The sequence below is a fragment of the Cellulophaga sp. 20_2_10 genome (genome assembly GCF_023476645.1).
GTDB lineage: Bacteria > Bacteroidota > Bacteroidia > Flavobacteriales > Flavobacteriaceae > Cellulophaga.
In genome coordinates, this window is the sequence record NZ_JAMCOJ010000006.1 from 127706 (window position 1) to 145428 (window position 17723).

Here is a 17723-nt window from a genome sequence, read left to right on the forward strand (position 1 = left end):
ATCTATGAAAAACAGAATAGTTGTATTATTTGCTGCTGTAGCATTAGGATCTTGTACTAACCCACCTGAGAAACCAAAAATGGACACATTAGCAGAAGATTATGTAAAGTTAGTTTTAGAAGTAGGACAATACAATAGTGATTTTGTTGATGCTTACTATGGTCCCGAAGAATGGAAACCAACCTCAGCTAAATTAGATACGATACCTGCTGCAGATTTTATTTATAGAGCTTCTGCCCTATTAGATAAATCTAATCTAGTAGATACAACTGCTTTTTCTAGTCTTGAAAAAGCAAGGCACACGATGTTTAAAAAACAACTAACTGCTGTAAAAACCAAGTTAGAGATGCTGTCTGGCAAAACGTATTCTTTTGATGAAGAAGCTAAACTTTTGTACGATGTAGCACCACCACATTTTACAGAAGAACACTTTAATAAACTTATTACTGCTCTAGAAGAAGAGTTACCCGGTGATGAAGATTTAGCAACAAGATATGCTGCTTTTGAACAGCAATTTGTGATACCAAAAGACAAGTTAGACACTGTTTTTAGAGTAGCTATAACAGAAGCAAGAAAAAGAACAAATCACCATTTTAAATTACCGCAGAATGAAGATTTTGTTTTAGAATATGTAAACGACAAAAGCTGGTCTGGTTACAATTATTACCAAGGAAAAAGTAAAAGTTTAATACAGATAAATACCGATTTTCCAATATTTATACAACGTGCAATAGACTTAGCTTGCCACGAGGGCTACCCAGGACACCACGTATTTAATGCCTTATTAGAACAAAATTTAGTTGATGCTAAAGGATGGAAAGAATTTTCTGTATATCCATTATTCTCTCCGCAGTCTTTAATAGCAGAAGGTAGCGCAAACTATGGTATAGATGTAGCTTTCCCTGGAGATGAGCGTGTTGCTTTTGAGAAAGAAGTGCTTTTCCCTATTGCAGGTTTAGATGCTAGCAAGGCAGACAAATACTATAAAGTTCTAAGATTAATAGGTGAGCTAAATTACGCAGGTAATGAAGCTGCAAGACACTATTTAAACGGAGATATTTCTAGAGAAGAAGCTGCTAAATGGCTAGAAAAATATTTGTTCTATGCACCAGACAGAGCATTGCAACGCACTCGTTTTATAGACCAGTACCGTAGCTATGTTATAAACTATAATTTAGGTAAAGACCTAGTTGCAGATTATGTAAAAGCTAAAGGTGGCACTGTAGACCAACCAGAAAAACGCTGGGCTGTTTTTAAAGAGCTGTTAAGTAACCCACATACAGCGAGTAGTTTAAAGTAGTTAAAATTACAAAAGACTTTCAATTTCTAAACACAATATAATGCAGCTTAATTTATTTATTTTATAGCTTCTAATGGCTATTTTAAAACCAAAAAATATATCTCAACTTTTTATATAACCAGTATCTAAAAATAAATTCTTTACCATCTTTTTTTATAAGTCGTTATTGTTTGGTAACTTCTAGCCAGTCAGTCGGCATTGTTTGTGGAACTTCGGTAGTACAATCCCACATTTCTCCCTCCACCTCTAAATATAGCTTTATTTTTGTTCCGTTGGAACTTTCTAAGACACGGGTAAAAATACTTCCATTTTGCCCGCAATCGGAATCTTTTCCGAAATAATTAAACACATAACTACCAGACTTTGCCAAATACCCCCCCTCTGTATGCACTTTGTTATCTGGCAAGCTTAAAGTGTTTTCTATAACCGTACCATTGCTAGTGGTAATGGTATAACGCATTAAAAGATAATCTTCTTTAATTTCTCCATCGTCCCTTGTAGCCTTGGATATCCTAAAAAGATAATTTTTACCGTTATAATTGCCAGCCCAGTCGCCCACAAATTTCCCTAGAACATTGTTAACATCTTTTAAATATACATAGTTCTTGTCTCCCATAACCCCATTTTCTTCACCTAAATAATTTACTACTTCTTCGGTAGGGATAATATGTTGCGCCTTGCAGTTAAGAAAACCAAAGACTACAATTAGTAAAAAGAATATTTTTTTCATATTTTTTATTTTAGTTTTATTCATCACAATCTCCTTTATATACTTTACCATTACTACCCAATATCTTCGGTATTATTTTACCATTGTTCTGTACTTTATACAAATTAACACCTGAGACTCCCATAGAATCCTTTATATAATTGAGAAATAATTTTTCTTTACTCTTTTTTTGCGCTAAGCGCTTAAAATCTTTTGCTAGCTTTATTTTTTCTGCTTTTGTATAATTTGTTTTTATGTTATAGAGTGTGTTAGTATTACCCGTATAGCGTATGGTATAGGTGCCGCTACTAGAAACCATAGTGCCATAAGCATCTGTTAAGGGGGTATCACTAACACTAATATTTTTAAGGATTTTTAAAAATACAATAACATCTGTTGGTGAAAAAATCTTGACAGGCCGTTCTTCTTCTGGTCTTCCTTCAACAATTTTTCCAGTTTCCCAATCATTTAAATGTGTATGTATATATCCAATAATATTGGGGTTGTTGTCCACGTTAATTTTTAAGGAGTGCCCATCTGTAGAAGCTGTTAGTTTAGTGAACGTTCCGTTTTTATTTTGTGCATATCCTGTTTCTTTTCTAAGCCCTGTGCTATCTTTAAGAATTTCAATCTTAGCATTAAAATTTGTATTTAGATTTTGTTGCTTTATTCTGGCACAAGGAGAAGCAACACAATTGCCTTCATTATCTTTTATATAACCAGGCGGGCAACTGGAAGGAGGCCCTCCTCCAAAAGGGTTTTGCCAATCATCTTCAGTACTATCATCTAACCAGTCTATTTCGGTTTGTTCTTCTTGATATACGCATTTTTCACCTTTATAAAACCACTTACAAGTTGTTTCTGAGTCTCCATTGTTGGTTGCAAGCTCAACACAACCGTAAAAATATTCATCTCCGCAAACCCAACTACCTTTGTTGGCAGATGCTATACTTTTAGCTCTTTTTTTCAGCCTAGTTTCCCCCACCACTTTAACAGTAAGTTTATTGCTATTTAAATTATGGGCTGTTTCTTTAGAAGTATCAATTTTTTGAACCCTGTAAACTATCTCACCTTCTGCATTGTAATAACCTACCAGCCAAGATTTTAAATTGTTGTTTGTATCTACTAGTGGTATTAATGTAGTGGTTTTAGCAATATCTACCACCGTTAAACTACTATTTTTAGGCGTACCATATTCTTTCTCAAAAGATACTTGGGTTGTTTTTGATGCCAATTCGTTCTTTTCCCAATGGTACGGTTTTACTATGAGGTCCTTTTTGGTAAGAATATCTAAGGCTATAGGGTTAGTGATCACCTCTGTTATTACTTCTTGGTTGCTTTCCTTTTCACAAGAAAACAACAATAAGAACATAAGCACTGTACCTTTGACAAGATTTATTTTTTTCATATTTTTTATTTTTCACAATAAAAAACCTATACAAGTTGTAAAATTTACCCTACCAAATATAATAAAAAATTAAACATGATATGATTGTGTACTAAAATTTGAAAAAAAAGTTTCTATTCTATTTTAAAAACTCCATAAAATAATCCCTATCTATTTCTCTAGCACCTAAACTCTCTAGGTGCTGGGTATAGACTTGGCAATCTATAAGCTTGTAATTGTTAGCTTGCATTTCTTGCACCATGGTTATAAAACCATATTTAGAGGCGTTGCTAACATCACTAAACATACTTTCTCCACAAAACACAGTACCTAAATCTATGCCATACAAACCACCTACCAATTGGTTATCTAACCAAACCTCATAAGAGTGGGCAATGCCTTTTTTATGTAGTTCTATATATGCGTTTTGCATATTTTGTGTAATCCACGTGCCTGGTTGTCCGTCTCTAGGTACAGTAGCACAGCGGTGAATTACTTCTTCAAAATTTTTATTTTTTGTAACAGTAAAAGCCTCATCGCGTAAAAGCTTACGCATACTTTTAGAAACTTTTAATTCTTGCGGGAACAAGACCATTCTTGGATCTGGACTCCACCAAAGCAGTAGTCTATCATCATCAAACCAAGGGAAAATTCCGCTTTTATAGGCAAGTTGTAATCGTTCTACAGATAAATCTCCTCCAGCCGCTACTAAACCATCTTCATTAGCTGTGTGTACTGGAGGAAACTCTAACTTATCTGTTAAATAATATATTGGATGAACCATTTAACCTAGAAAGGCAAATCGTCGTGATCTTCTTCATTTAAATTATCTGCAGGCTCAAAAGCTTGTGCTGGTGCAACTGGTGGCATACCTCCTGCACTTGCGTCTGGAGCAGCAGCTTGTAAGTTTTCTATTCTCCATCCTTGTATAGAGTTAAAGTATTTAGTTTCTCCTTGTGGATTAACCCATTCTCTACCTCTTAAGTTAATACTAACTTTTACAGCTTGCCCAACATTGTAACCGTTTAATAAATCGCATTTGTCTTGAACAAACTCTACCATTATGTGTTGTGGATATTGCTCTTCCGTTGTAACAACTAGTTCTCTTTTTCTAAATCCGTTGCTCCCAAAAGTTTGAGTTTCCCCAACCATTTTTACTTTTCCTTGTACTTCCATCTTAAATTAGTTTCTTATGCGTGTTTATCTATTCAGTTCTTATTCTATCAAATCTATTCCGGCCATCAATAATTTTAATGCTCCAATTACGTCATCATTAAAAATATATTCTTTAGCTTTTAGTTGCAGTTGCATATTATCTTTAGTTACCAACACTGCCTGGGCTTCATCATTCTCCGCTACAAATTTAGTTATACTCTTTGCAGTCGGTAATTGCTCTATATTACCAAGCAGCCCTAAGTCATTACCAGATAGCAATTTACTATTTCTTATTTTTAAAGGCAAACTATCTATACCTATTCCCAGAGTAGATAGCGGCTTAGGAACCTCGAACATACCTTCGTTAGCTCTACTATACCAATTGCCACCCATACGGGCTACTAAATCTATTTTATGCTGATCTATACTTCCGTTTTCATCTAAAACGGCAGTATCTACATGCACTTTTACCACCTCAGCAAAAATAAGGTTTCCGGCTCCGCCTTCTTCACCTAAAGCTTCAACCTTAGTAACCTTACACTCAAACTGCACTGGAGACTCTGCTACTCTAAACGGTTTAACCACATCAGACTTTAGCATTGTTAAACCAGCCTTATCAAACTCATTAATACCCTCTGCATACTCTGTACTAGACAAAGACATTTGTTGTACTATTGAGTAATTTACAATATTAATAACAACCTCTTTAGTTTCTAACACATTTTCCAAAGTGTGCTTAATAGTGTTGTTTCTTACTCTTCTGGCTGGAGAAAATATAAGAATTGGCGGATTTGCACTAAATACATTAAAAAAGCTAAACGGAGATAAATTTGGATTACCGTCTTTATCTACAGTACTTGCAAATGCTATTGGCCTAGGACCAACCGCCCCTAAAAGATAACCGTGCAATTTTGCAGTAGTTACCTCGTTTGGAACTATAGAAATTGTTTTTTTCATAGAATGCAAAGGTACATAATTTGTGCACTAATTAAAACAACATGCCCATATAGAAATACCAAATTCGCTTTAAATTACGTTATCTTTAAACCCAATAATTGGTAAAATGAATTTTAATCCTAAAAACAAAACTATAAACATTTCCTTAATGGTTAGTGCTTTCTTTATTGTAAGCCTTATTCTATGGAACACAAATAGTTTTTTTGAACAATTTAAAAAGGAAGAACGCCATAAAATGGAAATCTGGGCTACTGCTCAGTCAGAATTTCTTAATTCTTCGCAGACACAGGATTTAGGAGATTTGCACTTAAAGATTTTTCAGAATAACACCTCTACACCAATGATTTTGGTGAATAAAAATGGTAGTTTCAACGCTAAAAACATAGAAAACAGCAAAACCAAAGACACCTCTTTTATTCAAGAAAAAATAGAAGAATTTAAAACCGAAAACACTCCAGTTTTAATGACTCATAAAGGGGAGTTAATTGCCACTCTTTACTACGGAAACTCAGAAGTTTTAAATAACTTAAAATATTACCCTTTAGCACTACTGCTTATCATTTGTTTATTTGGAGCCGTAATTTTCTTTTTCTTTAAAACGAATAAAGCTTCTGAACAAAGTAAACTTTGGGCGGGTATGGCTAAGGAAACAGCTCACCAGATAGGCACTCCACTAACATCTCTTCTGGGATGGAACGAGCTATTAAAAGACGAAAATATAAATCCTGAAATATCTGTGGAAATAGAAAAAGACATAGATAGACTCCAAACCATTACAGATCGTTTTTCTAATATTGGGTCTTTACCAAAGCTAGAAGAAAAAGATATTGTTGCAGAAACAAAAAGTGCTTTTGACTATCTAAAACGAAGAAGCTCTAAGCTTATACAATTTTCTTTTGATAGTAAGATTGATTCCCTTTCGGTGATGCTAAACAAGCCTTTGTACAATTGGACTATTGAAAACTTGGTAAAAAATGGAATTGATGCTATGCGAGGCAAAGGTCATATCGCCATAGAAATTGTACAAGCAGGAAACAGTGTCAATATTTTAGTATCTGATACAGGACACGGAATACCAAAAAGAAACTACGCTACTATTTTTAATCCAGGACACACTTCTAAGAGGCGTGGCTGGGGCTTAGGACTATCTCTAGTTAAAAGAATTGTAGAAGAATACCATAACGGAAAGGTAAAAGTGTTATCTTCGAGTAAAGATGGCACCGTAATGCAGATTTCGCTAAAAACAAAAGTTTAAACTATGTCTAAGGAGAAATTAGTTGTACTAAAAGAAGCAAACATAAAAAATAACTGTCCTGAATGTTTTCATAACGAACTTTCGGTTACTTTTTATCAAAAGCAAAAATTTGGCAAGTTTATACACAAAACAACCAATGAGGTTAGCAATGATATCAAATGCCAAAGATGCCACTCTACCATATACCCTGTTAATTGGACAGACGATATAGAGCGCTCTTTTAACTACTACCAAAAATTAGCAGTACCAGAAAAAACAAGTGTAAAATTTACATCTTTGTTCTACATAGTTGTACTTGTACTTATAGCTTTAATAGCTACAGCAGTATACCTATTTACCCAAAAAATTATTTAATTTTTGCGCTAATTGCTGCTGCAATAGACGTAAACTCTTCTGTAGTTAATTCTTCTTTTTTCTTAAAAGAAGCATCTTCCATAGAATTTAATGGTATTAAATGCACATGTACGTGTGGCACTTCTAAGCCTATAACAGAAATACCAACACGGTTGCAAGGAACAACCTCTTCTATAGCCTTACCCACTTTTCTAGAAAAAGCCATTAAACCCATATAGGTTTCTTCATCTAAATCTAGAATCTTATCTACTTCTTTTTTGGGCACACAAAGCGTATGCCCTTTTGCATTTGGACTAATATCTAAAAAGGCAAAATAATTAGCATCCTCAGCTACTTTGTAACAAGGAATTTTGCCATTTATTATTTTGGTGAAAATAGATTCCATTATGCTCTAGTTATTTCTAGGATTGTTAGTTTTATTTTTCCATTAGGAACTGCAATTTCTGCTTCATCACCAACACTCTTACCTAACAAACCTTTACCAATTGGCGAGTTTACAGATATTTTTCCTGTTTTTAAATCGGCTTCGCTTTCTGCTACTAAAGTATATTTTACTTCCATACCGTTTGCTTGGTTCTTAAGCTTAACAGTAGACAACACCAATGCCTTAGAAGTATCTAACTGAGATTCATCTATAATTCTAGCATTAGACACAATTTCTTCTAATTTAGAAATTTTAAGCTCTAACAAGCCTTGTGCTTCTTTAGCTGCATCGTATTCCGCATTCTCAGATAAATCTCCTTTATCCCTAGCTTCTGCAATTGCCTGTGACGACTTTGGTCGTTCTATATCCTTAAGCTGATTTAGCTCGCCCTTTAACTTTTTTAAACCTTCTACGGTATAATAAGACACGTTACTCATAACATTATCATTTTAAAAATGAGAAAATCCTCTTATTTCTAGAGGATTTTATACAAATATACATAATTTTTGTTCACATTTGTTGTTGTATTAGTACTAAGAAAACATATTATGAAATCACTTTTTTCCCTATTTGCTATTTTACTATTATTTTCTTGTGATAGTGGCAGAACCAATAGAAACCCATACTTACAAGACATAGGCTTTAGAGTAGATCTAAACTTAAATTTACCATCTTACAGCGCTTTAAAGAATGCGGGAAGCGGTGTTTATGTAGGCAGCCAAGGTGTTGGCACTAAAGGTATATTTGTTATAAACACAGGGTTTGATAACTTTATGGCTTTTGAAGCCAGCTGTCCTAATCACGAGCCAAGCTCTTGTTCTACAATGGTATTAGATGATGACAGACAAAATGTAACTTGCTCTTGTGAAGATTATAAATACAATCTTTTTACGGGTCAGTTTTTAAACAGACCAGAAGGCAGCACTAAATACCACGACATGCTTTTTTACAGTTCTTCTATAAATGGAAATGTAGTAACTGTTAGAAATTAAAAAAAGGGCAAACCTTGCAATAAGGCCCACCCTTTATAAACATGGTTAGTGTTCAATCTTTAAAAGTTAAATGTTGCTCCCACTAAAAAGTTTGTTCCTGCTTGTGGGTAATAACCCTGTACTTCAAAAGTAGTGCCAGGAGTTGACCAAGAGTTTAAATATGTATATCCGTTAGATACGTATTTCTCATTAAATACATTATTTACCAATCCAGACAATACAATAGATTTAAAAATCTTATTACATTTTATTTCATAAGCAACATTAAAATCGTTTACAAAATAGCTATCTAACTTAGATGCTTTTGTGTCTGTGTTACTTAAATATTGTTCGCTTACAAATTTAGATAAAAAAGATAATTTTATATGTTCTTTAGGTGCAAATGTAAAAATATTTCCTGCTACAACGCTAGGCGAATATGCAATATCTGTATCACCTAAATCTTGCAAAGCACCATCTCTATCTGTAAAAAAGTCTTTATTTTTATTGCTACTTAACGCTACGTTTGGTCTAGTTGAAAACTGATCATTAAAAATAATATTTGCATCTACCTCTAATCCAAAACGGTAACTATCCCCTATATTTTCTCTAAGTGGCGCGCCAACATCGTTTAAACCACCAGTTAAAACTAACTGATCCTTATACCCCATATAATAAACGTTTGTGTTTACCTGTACCGCTGGAGACACATAACGCCAACCCAACTCAAAATCGTTTAATTTTTCTGGCTTAGGATTACCACCTTCATAATCATTTCTATTAGGCTCTCTGTTAGCTACCGCATAAGAAAGGTAAAAATTATTATTCTTGTTAAAATCAAAAGTTACACCCGCTTTTGGGTTAAAAAAATCAAACGTATCATCTACTAAACCAGTATCATCTCCATTAGCTTTATAGCCAACAGTTCTGTATTGCATATCTCCAAAAAGACTCCATTTAGCATCTAATTTATAATTTAATTTACCGTAGATATTAAAATCTGTTTTAGTAGAACTATCATCATAATAACGATCCTCATAATTTCTGTTTGCAGCAAATTGTTGCGCCCAAATTACTTCTCCAAAATGATCTCCTTCATACTTATTCCAACCACCACCTAATATTAGGTTTACAGCCTTGTTCGTATAGTTTGCAGAAAATGTTGTTCCGTAGAAATTATTATCTAACCATCTTCTACGAATTAAATCTGTAACATCACCGCCGTTAGCGCCTTCTACAATACCATTATAATCCGCAGGATCTTCATCTTCCTTAAATTGCTCAAAAAAGCCACGTCCTTTTGTAAAATGCACCGCTAAATTAGTAGACCAAACAGTAGATATTTGCTCGTTCCATAACAATTGAAAATGATCTTGTTTGTAATCATCATTTTCATTATCGTAAAACTGAGTTATATCATTTTCATCTTTATACGCACCTACTGGATTATACGTTCTGTTTTCTTTTAATGTATTGCCGTCGATACCATCCCAAGATTGGTATGTTACTTCATGACCTCCAAAAAGCAATGCTTTTATTAAGGTGTTATCATCTACATAGGCGGCTTGTAAAAAATAAGAATCTAAGTTAGACGATGCTCTATCTACATAACCATCTGAAGCTATCCTAGATAACCTACCTGAAATTTCTATATGATTATTTAATACACCTGTACTAAATTTTATATTATTTTTTAATGTATTAAAACTACCAATAGATGTAGAAACCTGCCCGTAAGCATCTGTAGAAACAGCATCAGTTAAAATATTTAAACTTGCCCCAAAAGCACCAGAACCGTTTGTAGATGTACCAACACCTCTTTGTAATTGTAAACTTTCTGTAGAAGACGCAAAATCTGGCATATTTACCCAAAATGTACCGTGAGACTCAGAGTCATTATAAGGCACACCATTTATAGTAACATTTACACGCGTAGCATCTGTTCCACGCACTCTAATACCCGTATAACCAACACCTGCCCCTGCATCTGATGTTGTCACTACCGACGGTAAAAAATTCATTAAAACGGGAATATCCTGACCTAAGTTACGAGACTTAAATTGCTCTTTAGTTAAGTTAGAAAATGTAACTGGAGATTGCTTGGTAACTCGTATGCCAGATACTAAGACCTCGTCTAAAACCACCTTTCTACCTTCTAGCGTGTCTATTTCTTTTTCTTGTGCAATACCAGAAAAAGCTAAACAAAAAATAGCAAGAGAAGTAGTTACGGTTTTTACGTAAAATTTTCTGTTGTTACCGCTACTTTTACGTGTTGTAAGATTAAATTTAAAACAGTTTGTTTTCATTCGTAATTATATTACAAATAAAAGGGGTCGTTATTTTTGTTAATTTATATAAATTTATGAGTGGCAAACTCTTTTGTCGCAGCCTAAACCTAGTTAGCAAACACTAACTAATACTTCCCTTGGCAGCATTACCTGCCCAGGTTCGTTGGGTATAATCTCAGCCTAATTTAATAAGCACCCCTTTGAGATGGGCGCAAATGTAGTGCTCACTTTCTACTATTCATAAAAAAAAGCTAACTTTATTAACACAGACACCTAAATCTACAGTACAAAATTAGAAGCATTTTTTAATCTCTTTGAACGTAAAAGACATAAAAATATCTAAATAATTTTATGAAAAAACTAGAACTTACAGTGTCTCTTGTTCATATTAGAAATATGGTAAAAGAACCAAAACCATAGGTATTACCTTAAAATAATGAGATTAAAAATAGTTCTAAACTTCCAAATCACATAACTGACACCTAGACAAGAACCCTATACTTTTAAACCAACACGTGTAACTATGTTGGTTGGTGAGCTGACTTTAATAAATCGTTTACAGTTTTAGCAGGGTTAAATGTAATTGTAGGAACCTCTACAAAAATTGTATTCCAAAAAGCCATTGCGCCATTCCACAAACCGGGAAGTTCCAAAGCTTTTACCTGTCTACCCTCTTTAGTTTTTTCCGTAATAAAACCTTGTTTATCGTTTACAAAATCTACTAAATTATATTTATCTCCTTTATAATTTTTAACCCCACAAACTAAATCTACAGGATTAAAATGAGTTGCATTTTGTAAAATTTTGGCTTGATTAAAATTAGATGTATCTATCTGCGCAGACTCTACAATTTGAAGCGACACATTCTCTTGGTAATCCCTAATCCAAAAAGGTCCACCTCCAGGATCTCCTAGATTTTTAACCATACCACAAACTCTAATTGGTCTGTTTATTTTTTCTTTTAACAAGCTAATCTGTTCTTCTTTTCCCAAATGGATAAATCCATTAACAAACCTAACATTAAGTTCGTCTTTTAAAAACAATCTAATTTCATTTATCTGCTCATCATCAACCTCATCATTATCTAAAATTGCTGCATAATCAAAAGCTTTCTTTTGTACTTTTAACAAAAAGCCAGCTAATATTTTTTTACTATCTGCTACGGCCTGTAAATGCTCTTGCACTACAACATTATCAATGTTTTTAATAAAAATAATGTCTGCATTTTTATCATTTAAATTTTCAATTAAAGCACCGTGCCCTCCTGGTCTAAATAATAAACTACCATCTTTTAATCTAAATGGCTTGTTTTCTAAATCTACTGCTATAGTATCTGTTTCTTTTTTCTGAAAAGAATAATCTACAACAAAACTAGTTGCTGTTTCTTTATTGACTTTCTCTGCAACCTGTTTCTCTTTTTCTAAAAACATTTCTTGGTGTTGCTCAGAAATTGTAAAATGTAGTTTTGCTACATCATTTGTTTTTGCATATAAAGCAGCCTCTCTTAAATGCTCGTAAAAAGGTGTAACTATTTTGTCATTATATTTATGAAAAGGCAATAACCCTTTTGGGAAAAAGCCATAATTTAATTTATCCTCAGACAGTAATTCTTGCACAAAAACATAAACTTCTTCTCCTTTTGAAGAAAATTTCTCTCCTATACGCGTCTTTACATCTTTATAAAAAGGAAAATCTTTTAAACCACGCACAAAGGCTTCTACCCCTTTATCTTCGCTTTCTTTTATATACGCTTCTAAAGATTGTTTTTTATAATTGTACTCCTCTAAAAAAGCAAACAAAGCCTTAAACATACGAGTGGCCGCTCCAGAAGCGGGTGTAAATTTTAAAAGATCTTTTTGTAATCGGTATTTTTCAAAATAAGATACAAGTTCTTGCTCTTCTTTATCAGAAAATTTAAGTATACCGTCTCCAACAACCGCAGCCTTAGACAAGTTTACAAAAGGGATACCTTCTTTAAAGGTTTCTATTTGTTCTAAAACCTTTTCGTTGGTAACTCCTTTTGCTATAAATTGCTCTTTATCTTGACTTGTAAAATTCATCTATTTTCTTAAAATTTCATCTATTGCAGCAATAGCCATTGACAGCCTTTCTGCCTTACCACCCTTTAAGGTAATAAAATTCCTATTATACTTTACCAATGTTTGCTCAAAAAATTTAAACATTTCTTCTCGTTCTCCTGGCTTATCTCTTAAATCATCTGCCTCCCAAGGAACGTCTATATAGGTTAAAAAGTATAAATCGTATGTGTTTTTTAACGCATACTTTTCTAAAACAGGATCACAACTACCTATATAATAGGCCTCTGAATATACTTTTGTCTCTAACAAATCTGTATCACAAATAAGAACATCCGTTGCCTTTTTAGCTAATGCATTTTCTATTCTCATTTGTCCTTCTGCTATTGGCAAAAGATCCTTAGGCTCACAAGTTTTACGCTCATTATTCCATTTATCTTGCAAATATTCCCTAGCATACTCTGGCACCCATACAGAATGGTAATGTCTTGCTAATTGCTCAGACAGCGTAGTTTTTCCTGTAGATTCTGGTCCAAATAAAACTACCTTAACAATGTCTGTGGACTCTTGCCTATACTTTTTTTCCATGCTATATATCCTAATATTGCTATTCCTGTAAATACAAAATACTGTAAAGCAGTAAATACAAGTCCCTTATACAAATATAAAGGAACGGAAATAATATCTCCAATAATCCAATATATCCAATTTTCTATCTTTTTTTTAGCCATTAACCACATTCCTACAAAGAAAATAGCTGTAGTTAATGTATCTACATAGGCCGTCCAACTATTAAACTTATCAAAAATTGCATAGAGCAACACAACAAATAACACCGTAAAAACAAACAATACTATTGACCATTTTTTCTCTTTTGCTGTTGTTCTAGTTATGGGTATAAAATGTGTAGCATCTACTTTTCTTGTCCATAAATACCAACCATACATACTCATAGAAAAATAGTAAGCATTGATCATCATATCTCCTAAAAGACCATATACTAAAAGAATATATACAAAAACCGAAGTGCTAATTATACCTGTAGGAAATACAAGTATATTTTCTCTTTTAGAGTAAATAACACTAAGCAAACCAAACAAAACACCAACAGACTCTAAAATTATTAAATGTATTGGCACGTCATTATATTGCGCAAAAATCCAATCAAAAATGTGGTTCATAGTCGCTTCTGTCAGATTTTACAATTTTCATAAAGAGCAACCCTTTATCCATCAATTCAAATGCTTCCTTTACTTCTGAATTTAACACACTCATTACAGTATCATAATCGCCATATACTTGCGTGCTAAGCGGATTTTCTAAAATTGTTAGTCCAGATGCACGTAATTTTTTTATAAAATTGATGATATGCTCCTCAAACGTATCTTGAAGTGGTGAAAACGTAAGTTCTACAGAAATATTCATTATGTATTTATTTGTGATAAATTATTAAAGTGATGCTTTTTTTATTGCGTACACACACGTAAATCCTTCAAACTCTATAAACTGAACGTTATATAATGATGAATGTCCTTGATACAATATTTCGGCTGTTGTTTGCTCTTCTGCAAACGTAAAATCTTTTACATTTATATGGTGCAAAAAACTTAATCCTTTTTGTGCGTAAATTTTATAAAGCGATTCTTTTGCCCCCCAAACGATAGTTAGTTTTTGCATTAAAGCAGCTACATTTGCAATAGTCTTATACTCTTCAATAGGAGTAAATTTATGAGCTATTTTTAAAATTTTATCCCGTTGCATTTCAATATCAACTCCAACTTCATCAGTCTTACTAACGATAATACCAGTAAATTGATGCGAATGTGTTATCGATATAAAGTTACCATCTTTTAAATGTGGTTTTCCTGCTTCATCATACCTTAAATCAAAATCTGTATAACCTGCTTCTTTTAGTAAATGCCTAATACTTAAAAATCCTTTTCTATGCATTTCAGATTTCATACCATTAAATCTATTTTGACAATGGTCTGTTAACTCTATAGGCGCAGCCAAATTAGCCTCCGACTCCTCTATTTTCCAAATATAAAGTGTTGTAGCATTGTTAACTGTTATAGTTTTGTAAAGAGGCATAGCATTATTTAAGATATTAGTATCTTTGCACTGCTTAAGGCAAATGAAATAGTATTGGTAAGCGAATTTAACTATTTAAAACGCTACACCAAAGTGTTTCTTTTTATTAAAAATACGAAAAAAATAAAAAATGAGCTCAAATAAAGTTGCTTACGTACCAAATAAGGTAAAAGATATTTCTCTAGCAGATTGGGGAAGAAAAGAAATTGAACTTGCAGAGGCAGAAATGCCTGGTCTAATGGCTTTAAGAGAAGAGTATAATGATTCTCAGCCATTAAAAGGAGCAAGAATCGCAGGTTGTTTACATATGACAATACAAACAGCTGTTTTAATTGAAACCTTACAAGCTTTAGGAGCAGAGGTTACTTGGAGTTCTTGTAATATTTTCTCTACTCAAGATCAAGCTGCTGCTGCCATAGCTAATGCAGGCACTGCTGTTTACGCTTGGAAAGATATGACAGAAGAAGAATTTGACTGGTGTATTGAACAAACCTTATTTTTTGGTGAAGACAGAAAACCATTAAACATGATTTTGGATGATGGTGGAGATTTAACAAATATGGTTTTAGATAAATATCCAGAATTAGCTGCTGGAATTAATGGCTTATCTGAAGAAACTACAACTGGAGTTCACAGACTTTACGAGCGTGTAAAAAATGGAACTTTACCAATGCCCGCTATTAACGTAAACGATTCTGTTACTAAATCTAAATTTGATAACAAATACGGATGTCGCGAAAGTGCTGTAGATGCTATACGTCGTGCAACAGATATTATGTTAGCTGGTAAACGTGTTGTTGTTTGTGGTTATGGTGACGTTGGTAAAGGTACTGCTGCCTCTTTTAAAGGTGCTGGTAGTATTGTTACTGTTACAGAAATAGATCCTATTTGTGCATTACAAGCTGCAATGGATGGTTTTGAAGTTAAAAAACTAGAAACTGTTGTTGGTAATGCTGATATTGTAATTACAACTACAGGAAACAAAGATATTGTTAGAGGAGAGCATTTTGAAGCTATGAAGGATAAGACCATCGTTTGTAACATTGGCCACTTTGACAACGAAATTGATATTGCTTGGTTAAATGGAAATTTTGGCGATACCAAAAATACAATTAAGCCACAGGTTGATAAATATACTATAAACGGAAAAGACATAATTCTACTTGCAGAAGGTCGTTTGGTAAACTTAGGTTGTGCTACAGGTCATCCTAGTTTTGTAATGAGTAACTCATTTACAAACCAAACTTTAGCACAAATTGAACTTTGGACTAACAAAGAAGCATACGGTAACGACGTATACATGTTACCAAAAGAATTAGACGAAAAAGTAGCTAAATTACACTTAGCTAAAATTGGTGTTGAACTTACAGAATTACGTGAGGACCAAGCCAGTTATATTGGTGTTACTGTTGAAGGCCCATACAAGCCAGAACACTACAGATACTAATACATAACACAAACTAAAGACTTAGCTCTTTTCCTAATTTTAAACCATAAGGAAAAGAGCTTTTTTTATACGTAAATCTTACTTACACAATTGCAGTGATGAATATTATTTTAACAGGAGCAACAGGCACTTTAGGCTCTAAAGTATTACACACCCTTTTTGAAACTAAATACAACGAAATAAAAAACGTTTACCTTTTAGTGCGTAAAAAAGGACAATCTACTCCTAAAGAAAGAGTACTAAATATGCTAGAGAGCGAGTATGCTCCGCAATTTGTAAAAGATAATTTAGATACTATAAACTCTAAGGTTAAAGTAATTAACGCTGACCATATTTTAGAGCCAGAATCTTTCTTAGATACCAACGAGCAGTATTACTTTATACATTCTGCCGGCTACGTTAATCTATCTGTAGATCCTGCTAATAAAGATGAAATTTTTGAGGAGAATTTTCATTTTACAAAATCCATTTTTAAAGCCTACAAAGGCTACCTAAAAAAGTTTGTTTACATAAGCACTGCTTTTTCAATTGGTGATTTAGGAGGTATAATTGGTGATGATTATATAGAAATTGAAGGCGGGGCATACCGTAATTTTTATGAAGCCTCTAAACACGCGTCAGAAAAATTCTTAACTCAAGCTAGTAAAGAAAACAATATACCGCTACAAATATTAAGACCAAGTGTACTAGGAGGAAACGCAATAGACAACCCAAGCTTTTTTATATCTAAGTATATGGTATTTTACCTATTTGCAAAATTCTTCTACAACACACCATCTAGCGACCACATAAGAATTACCGCAAATGCAGACAGCGGACTAAATATTATACCAACAGATTACGTTGCCAAAGTTATTGTTAAGGTTTTTAATACTGATGTAAAACAACTTAACATAGTACACTCGAAAGCAACTAACATTACAAGCGGAATTTCTAAAATACTAGACACTGTTGGCTTTAAAACATACAATGTTACCCAAGACATTATTACAAAATCAGTTGGGTTCGATTCTAAACTAGAGCAGTTCTACTACGAGACTATTGGCGTGCATTTAAACCCATACTTGACATCTAAACCATACGAGTGGGACACATCTGTACTAGAGAGCATTTTGCCTATACCTAAGTACGATCTAGAGCAGTACTTAACCAATACCGTAGAATTTGCTAAACTTAAAAACTTTAGAAATCAGAAATGGTAACAATCTAAACACTGAAAACATAAAAAAGGGATAACTAATTTAATTAGTTATCCCTTTTTTTACACCTATTAACATCCCAAAACAACTACTAGAATTAATTCATCTATAGCAGTATAGAAATGTAAATACTGTTTGCTTTTTTAATAC

The 17723-nt window shown here is 33.3% G+C and carries 19 protein-coding genes; 6 read left to right on the forward strand and 13 right to left on the reverse strand.

Features of this window, described 5'->3' with window-relative positions; all coding sequences use genetic code 11:
- The first annotated feature begins 4 nt into the window (after positions 1-4).
- Positions 5-1300, forward strand: a complete 1296-nt coding sequence (locus M4I21_RS12915) for a DUF885 domain-containing protein (RefSeq protein WP_249559593.1) — start codon at positions 5-7, stop codon at positions 1298-1300.
- A 163-nt stretch (positions 1301-1463) separates the two neighbouring features.
- Here the strand turns inward: M4I21_RS12915 and M4I21_RS12920 are convergent, their stop codons facing one another.
- From M4I21_RS12920 to M4I21_RS12940, 5 genes are all read right to left on the reverse strand, one after another.
- Positions 1464-2054: a DUF6705 family protein gene (locus M4I21_RS12920; RefSeq protein ID WP_249559594.1), complete on the reverse strand. Its 591-nt coding sequence runs from the start codon at positions 2052-2054 to the stop codon at positions 1464-1466.
- Positions 2047-3417 (reverse strand): hypothetical protein, encoded by a 1371-nt coding sequence (locus M4I21_RS12925; protein ID WP_249559595.1) that lies wholly within the window; start codon positions 3415-3417, stop codon positions 2047-2049. The genes M4I21_RS12920 and M4I21_RS12925 overlap by 8 nt, the downstream gene beginning before the upstream one ends.
- A gap of 118 nt (positions 3418-3535) precedes the next feature.
- Positions 3536-4180 carry a leucyl/phenylalanyl-tRNA--protein transferase gene (gene aat, locus M4I21_RS12930; RefSeq protein ID WP_249559596.1) on the reverse strand — a complete coding sequence of 215 codons (645 nt, stop codon included), beginning with the start codon at positions 4178-4180 and terminating at the stop codon, positions 3536-3538.
- Positions 4181-4185: 5 nt separating this feature from the next.
- The gene (locus M4I21_RS12935; RefSeq protein ID WP_249559597.1) at positions 4186-4572 is read right to left on the reverse strand and encodes a DUF3127 domain-containing protein; all 387 of its coding nucleotides are present in this window, start codon (positions 4570-4572) and stop codon (positions 4186-4188) included.
- Positions 4573-4611: 39 nt separating this feature from the next.
- Positions 4612-5508 (reverse strand): flavin reductase family protein, encoded by an 897-nt coding sequence (locus M4I21_RS12940; RefSeq protein WP_249559599.1) that lies wholly within the window; start codon positions 5506-5508, stop codon positions 4612-4614.
- Between the two features lie 106 nt (positions 5509-5614).
- Between M4I21_RS12940 and M4I21_RS12945 the strand changes: the two genes are divergently transcribed.
- Together M4I21_RS12945 and M4I21_RS12950 are read left to right on the forward strand one after the other, a co-directional pair.
- Positions 5615-6763 (forward strand): sensor histidine kinase, encoded by a 1149-nt coding sequence (locus tag M4I21_RS12945; protein WP_249559600.1) that lies wholly within the window; start codon positions 5615-5617, stop codon positions 6761-6763.
- Positions 6764-6766: 3 nt separating this feature from the next.
- Positions 6767-7117 carry a hypothetical protein gene (locus M4I21_RS12950; RefSeq protein ID WP_249559601.1) on the forward strand — a complete coding sequence of 117 codons (351 nt, stop codon included), beginning with the start codon at positions 6767-6769 and terminating at the stop codon, positions 7115-7117.
- Here M4I21_RS12950 and M4I21_RS12955 read toward each other — a convergent pair.
- Positions 7110-7502, reverse strand: a complete 393-nt coding sequence (locus tag M4I21_RS12955; RefSeq protein WP_249559602.1) for an HIT family protein — start codon at positions 7500-7502, stop codon at positions 7110-7112. The two genes, M4I21_RS12950 and M4I21_RS12955, sit on opposite strands and share 8 nt — an antisense overlap.
- Complete coding sequence (greA, locus tag M4I21_RS12960) at positions 7502-7978, reverse strand: transcription elongation factor GreA (protein WP_249559603.1); 477 nt, start codon at positions 7976-7978, stop codon at positions 7502-7504. The genes M4I21_RS12955 and greA overlap by 1 nt, the downstream gene beginning before the upstream one ends.
- A gap of 111 nt (positions 7979-8089) precedes the next feature.
- Between greA and M4I21_RS12965 the strand changes: the two genes are divergently transcribed.
- Complete coding sequence (locus M4I21_RS12965) at positions 8090-8533, forward strand: Rieske (2Fe-2S) protein (protein WP_249559604.1); 444 nt, start codon at positions 8090-8092, stop codon at positions 8531-8533.
- Between the two features lie 59 nt (positions 8534-8592).
- Here the strand turns inward: M4I21_RS12965 and M4I21_RS12970 are convergent, their stop codons facing one another.
- The 6 genes from M4I21_RS12970 to M4I21_RS12995 form a co-directional block, all read right to left on the reverse strand.
- The gene (locus M4I21_RS12970; protein WP_249559605.1) at positions 8593-10818 is read right to left on the reverse strand and encodes a TonB-dependent receptor; all 2226 of its coding nucleotides are present in this window, start codon (positions 10816-10818) and stop codon (positions 8593-8595) included.
- Between the two features lie 503 nt (positions 10819-11321).
- Entirely contained in the window at positions 11322-12860 is a 1539-nt protein-coding gene (locus M4I21_RS12975; RefSeq protein WP_249559606.1) for a DUF4301 family protein, read from the reverse strand.
- On the reverse strand, positions 12861-13424 hold the full coding sequence (locus M4I21_RS12980) for an AAA family ATPase (protein WP_249559607.1): 564 nt from the start codon (positions 13422-13424) through the stop codon (positions 12861-12863).
- A complete protein-coding gene (gene pnuC / locus M4I21_RS12985) occupies positions 13379-14017 on the reverse strand; it encodes a nicotinamide riboside transporter PnuC (RefSeq protein ID WP_249559609.1) in 639 nt (212 codons plus the stop codon). Before pnuC ends, M4I21_RS12980 begins: the two co-directional genes overlap by 46 nt.
- Positions 14001-14261: a thiamine-binding protein gene (locus tag M4I21_RS12990; protein WP_249559610.1), complete on the reverse strand. Its 261-nt coding sequence runs from the start codon at positions 14259-14261 to the stop codon at positions 14001-14003. The genes pnuC and M4I21_RS12990 overlap by 17 nt, the downstream gene beginning before the upstream one ends.
- A 24-nt stretch (positions 14262-14285) precedes the next feature.
- Entirely contained in the window at positions 14286-14927 is a 642-nt protein-coding gene (locus tag M4I21_RS12995; protein WP_249559611.1) for a 4'-phosphopantetheinyl transferase family protein, read from the reverse strand.
- 130 nt (positions 14928-15057) lie between these two features.
- Here M4I21_RS12995 and ahcY point away from each other — a divergent pair, with 130 nt between their 5' ends.
- Both ahcY and M4I21_RS13005 read left to right on the forward strand, forming a co-directional pair.
- Positions 15058-16374 carry an adenosylhomocysteinase gene (gene ahcY, locus M4I21_RS13000; RefSeq protein WP_249559612.1) on the forward strand — a complete coding sequence of 439 codons (1317 nt, stop codon included), beginning with the start codon at positions 15058-15060 and terminating at the stop codon, positions 16372-16374.
- 98 nt (positions 16375-16472) lie between these two features.
- Positions 16473-17576 (forward strand): SDR family oxidoreductase, encoded by a 1104-nt coding sequence (locus tag M4I21_RS13005; protein WP_249559614.1) that lies wholly within the window; start codon positions 16473-16475, stop codon positions 17574-17576.
- Positions 17577-17723 lie beyond the last annotated feature (147 nt).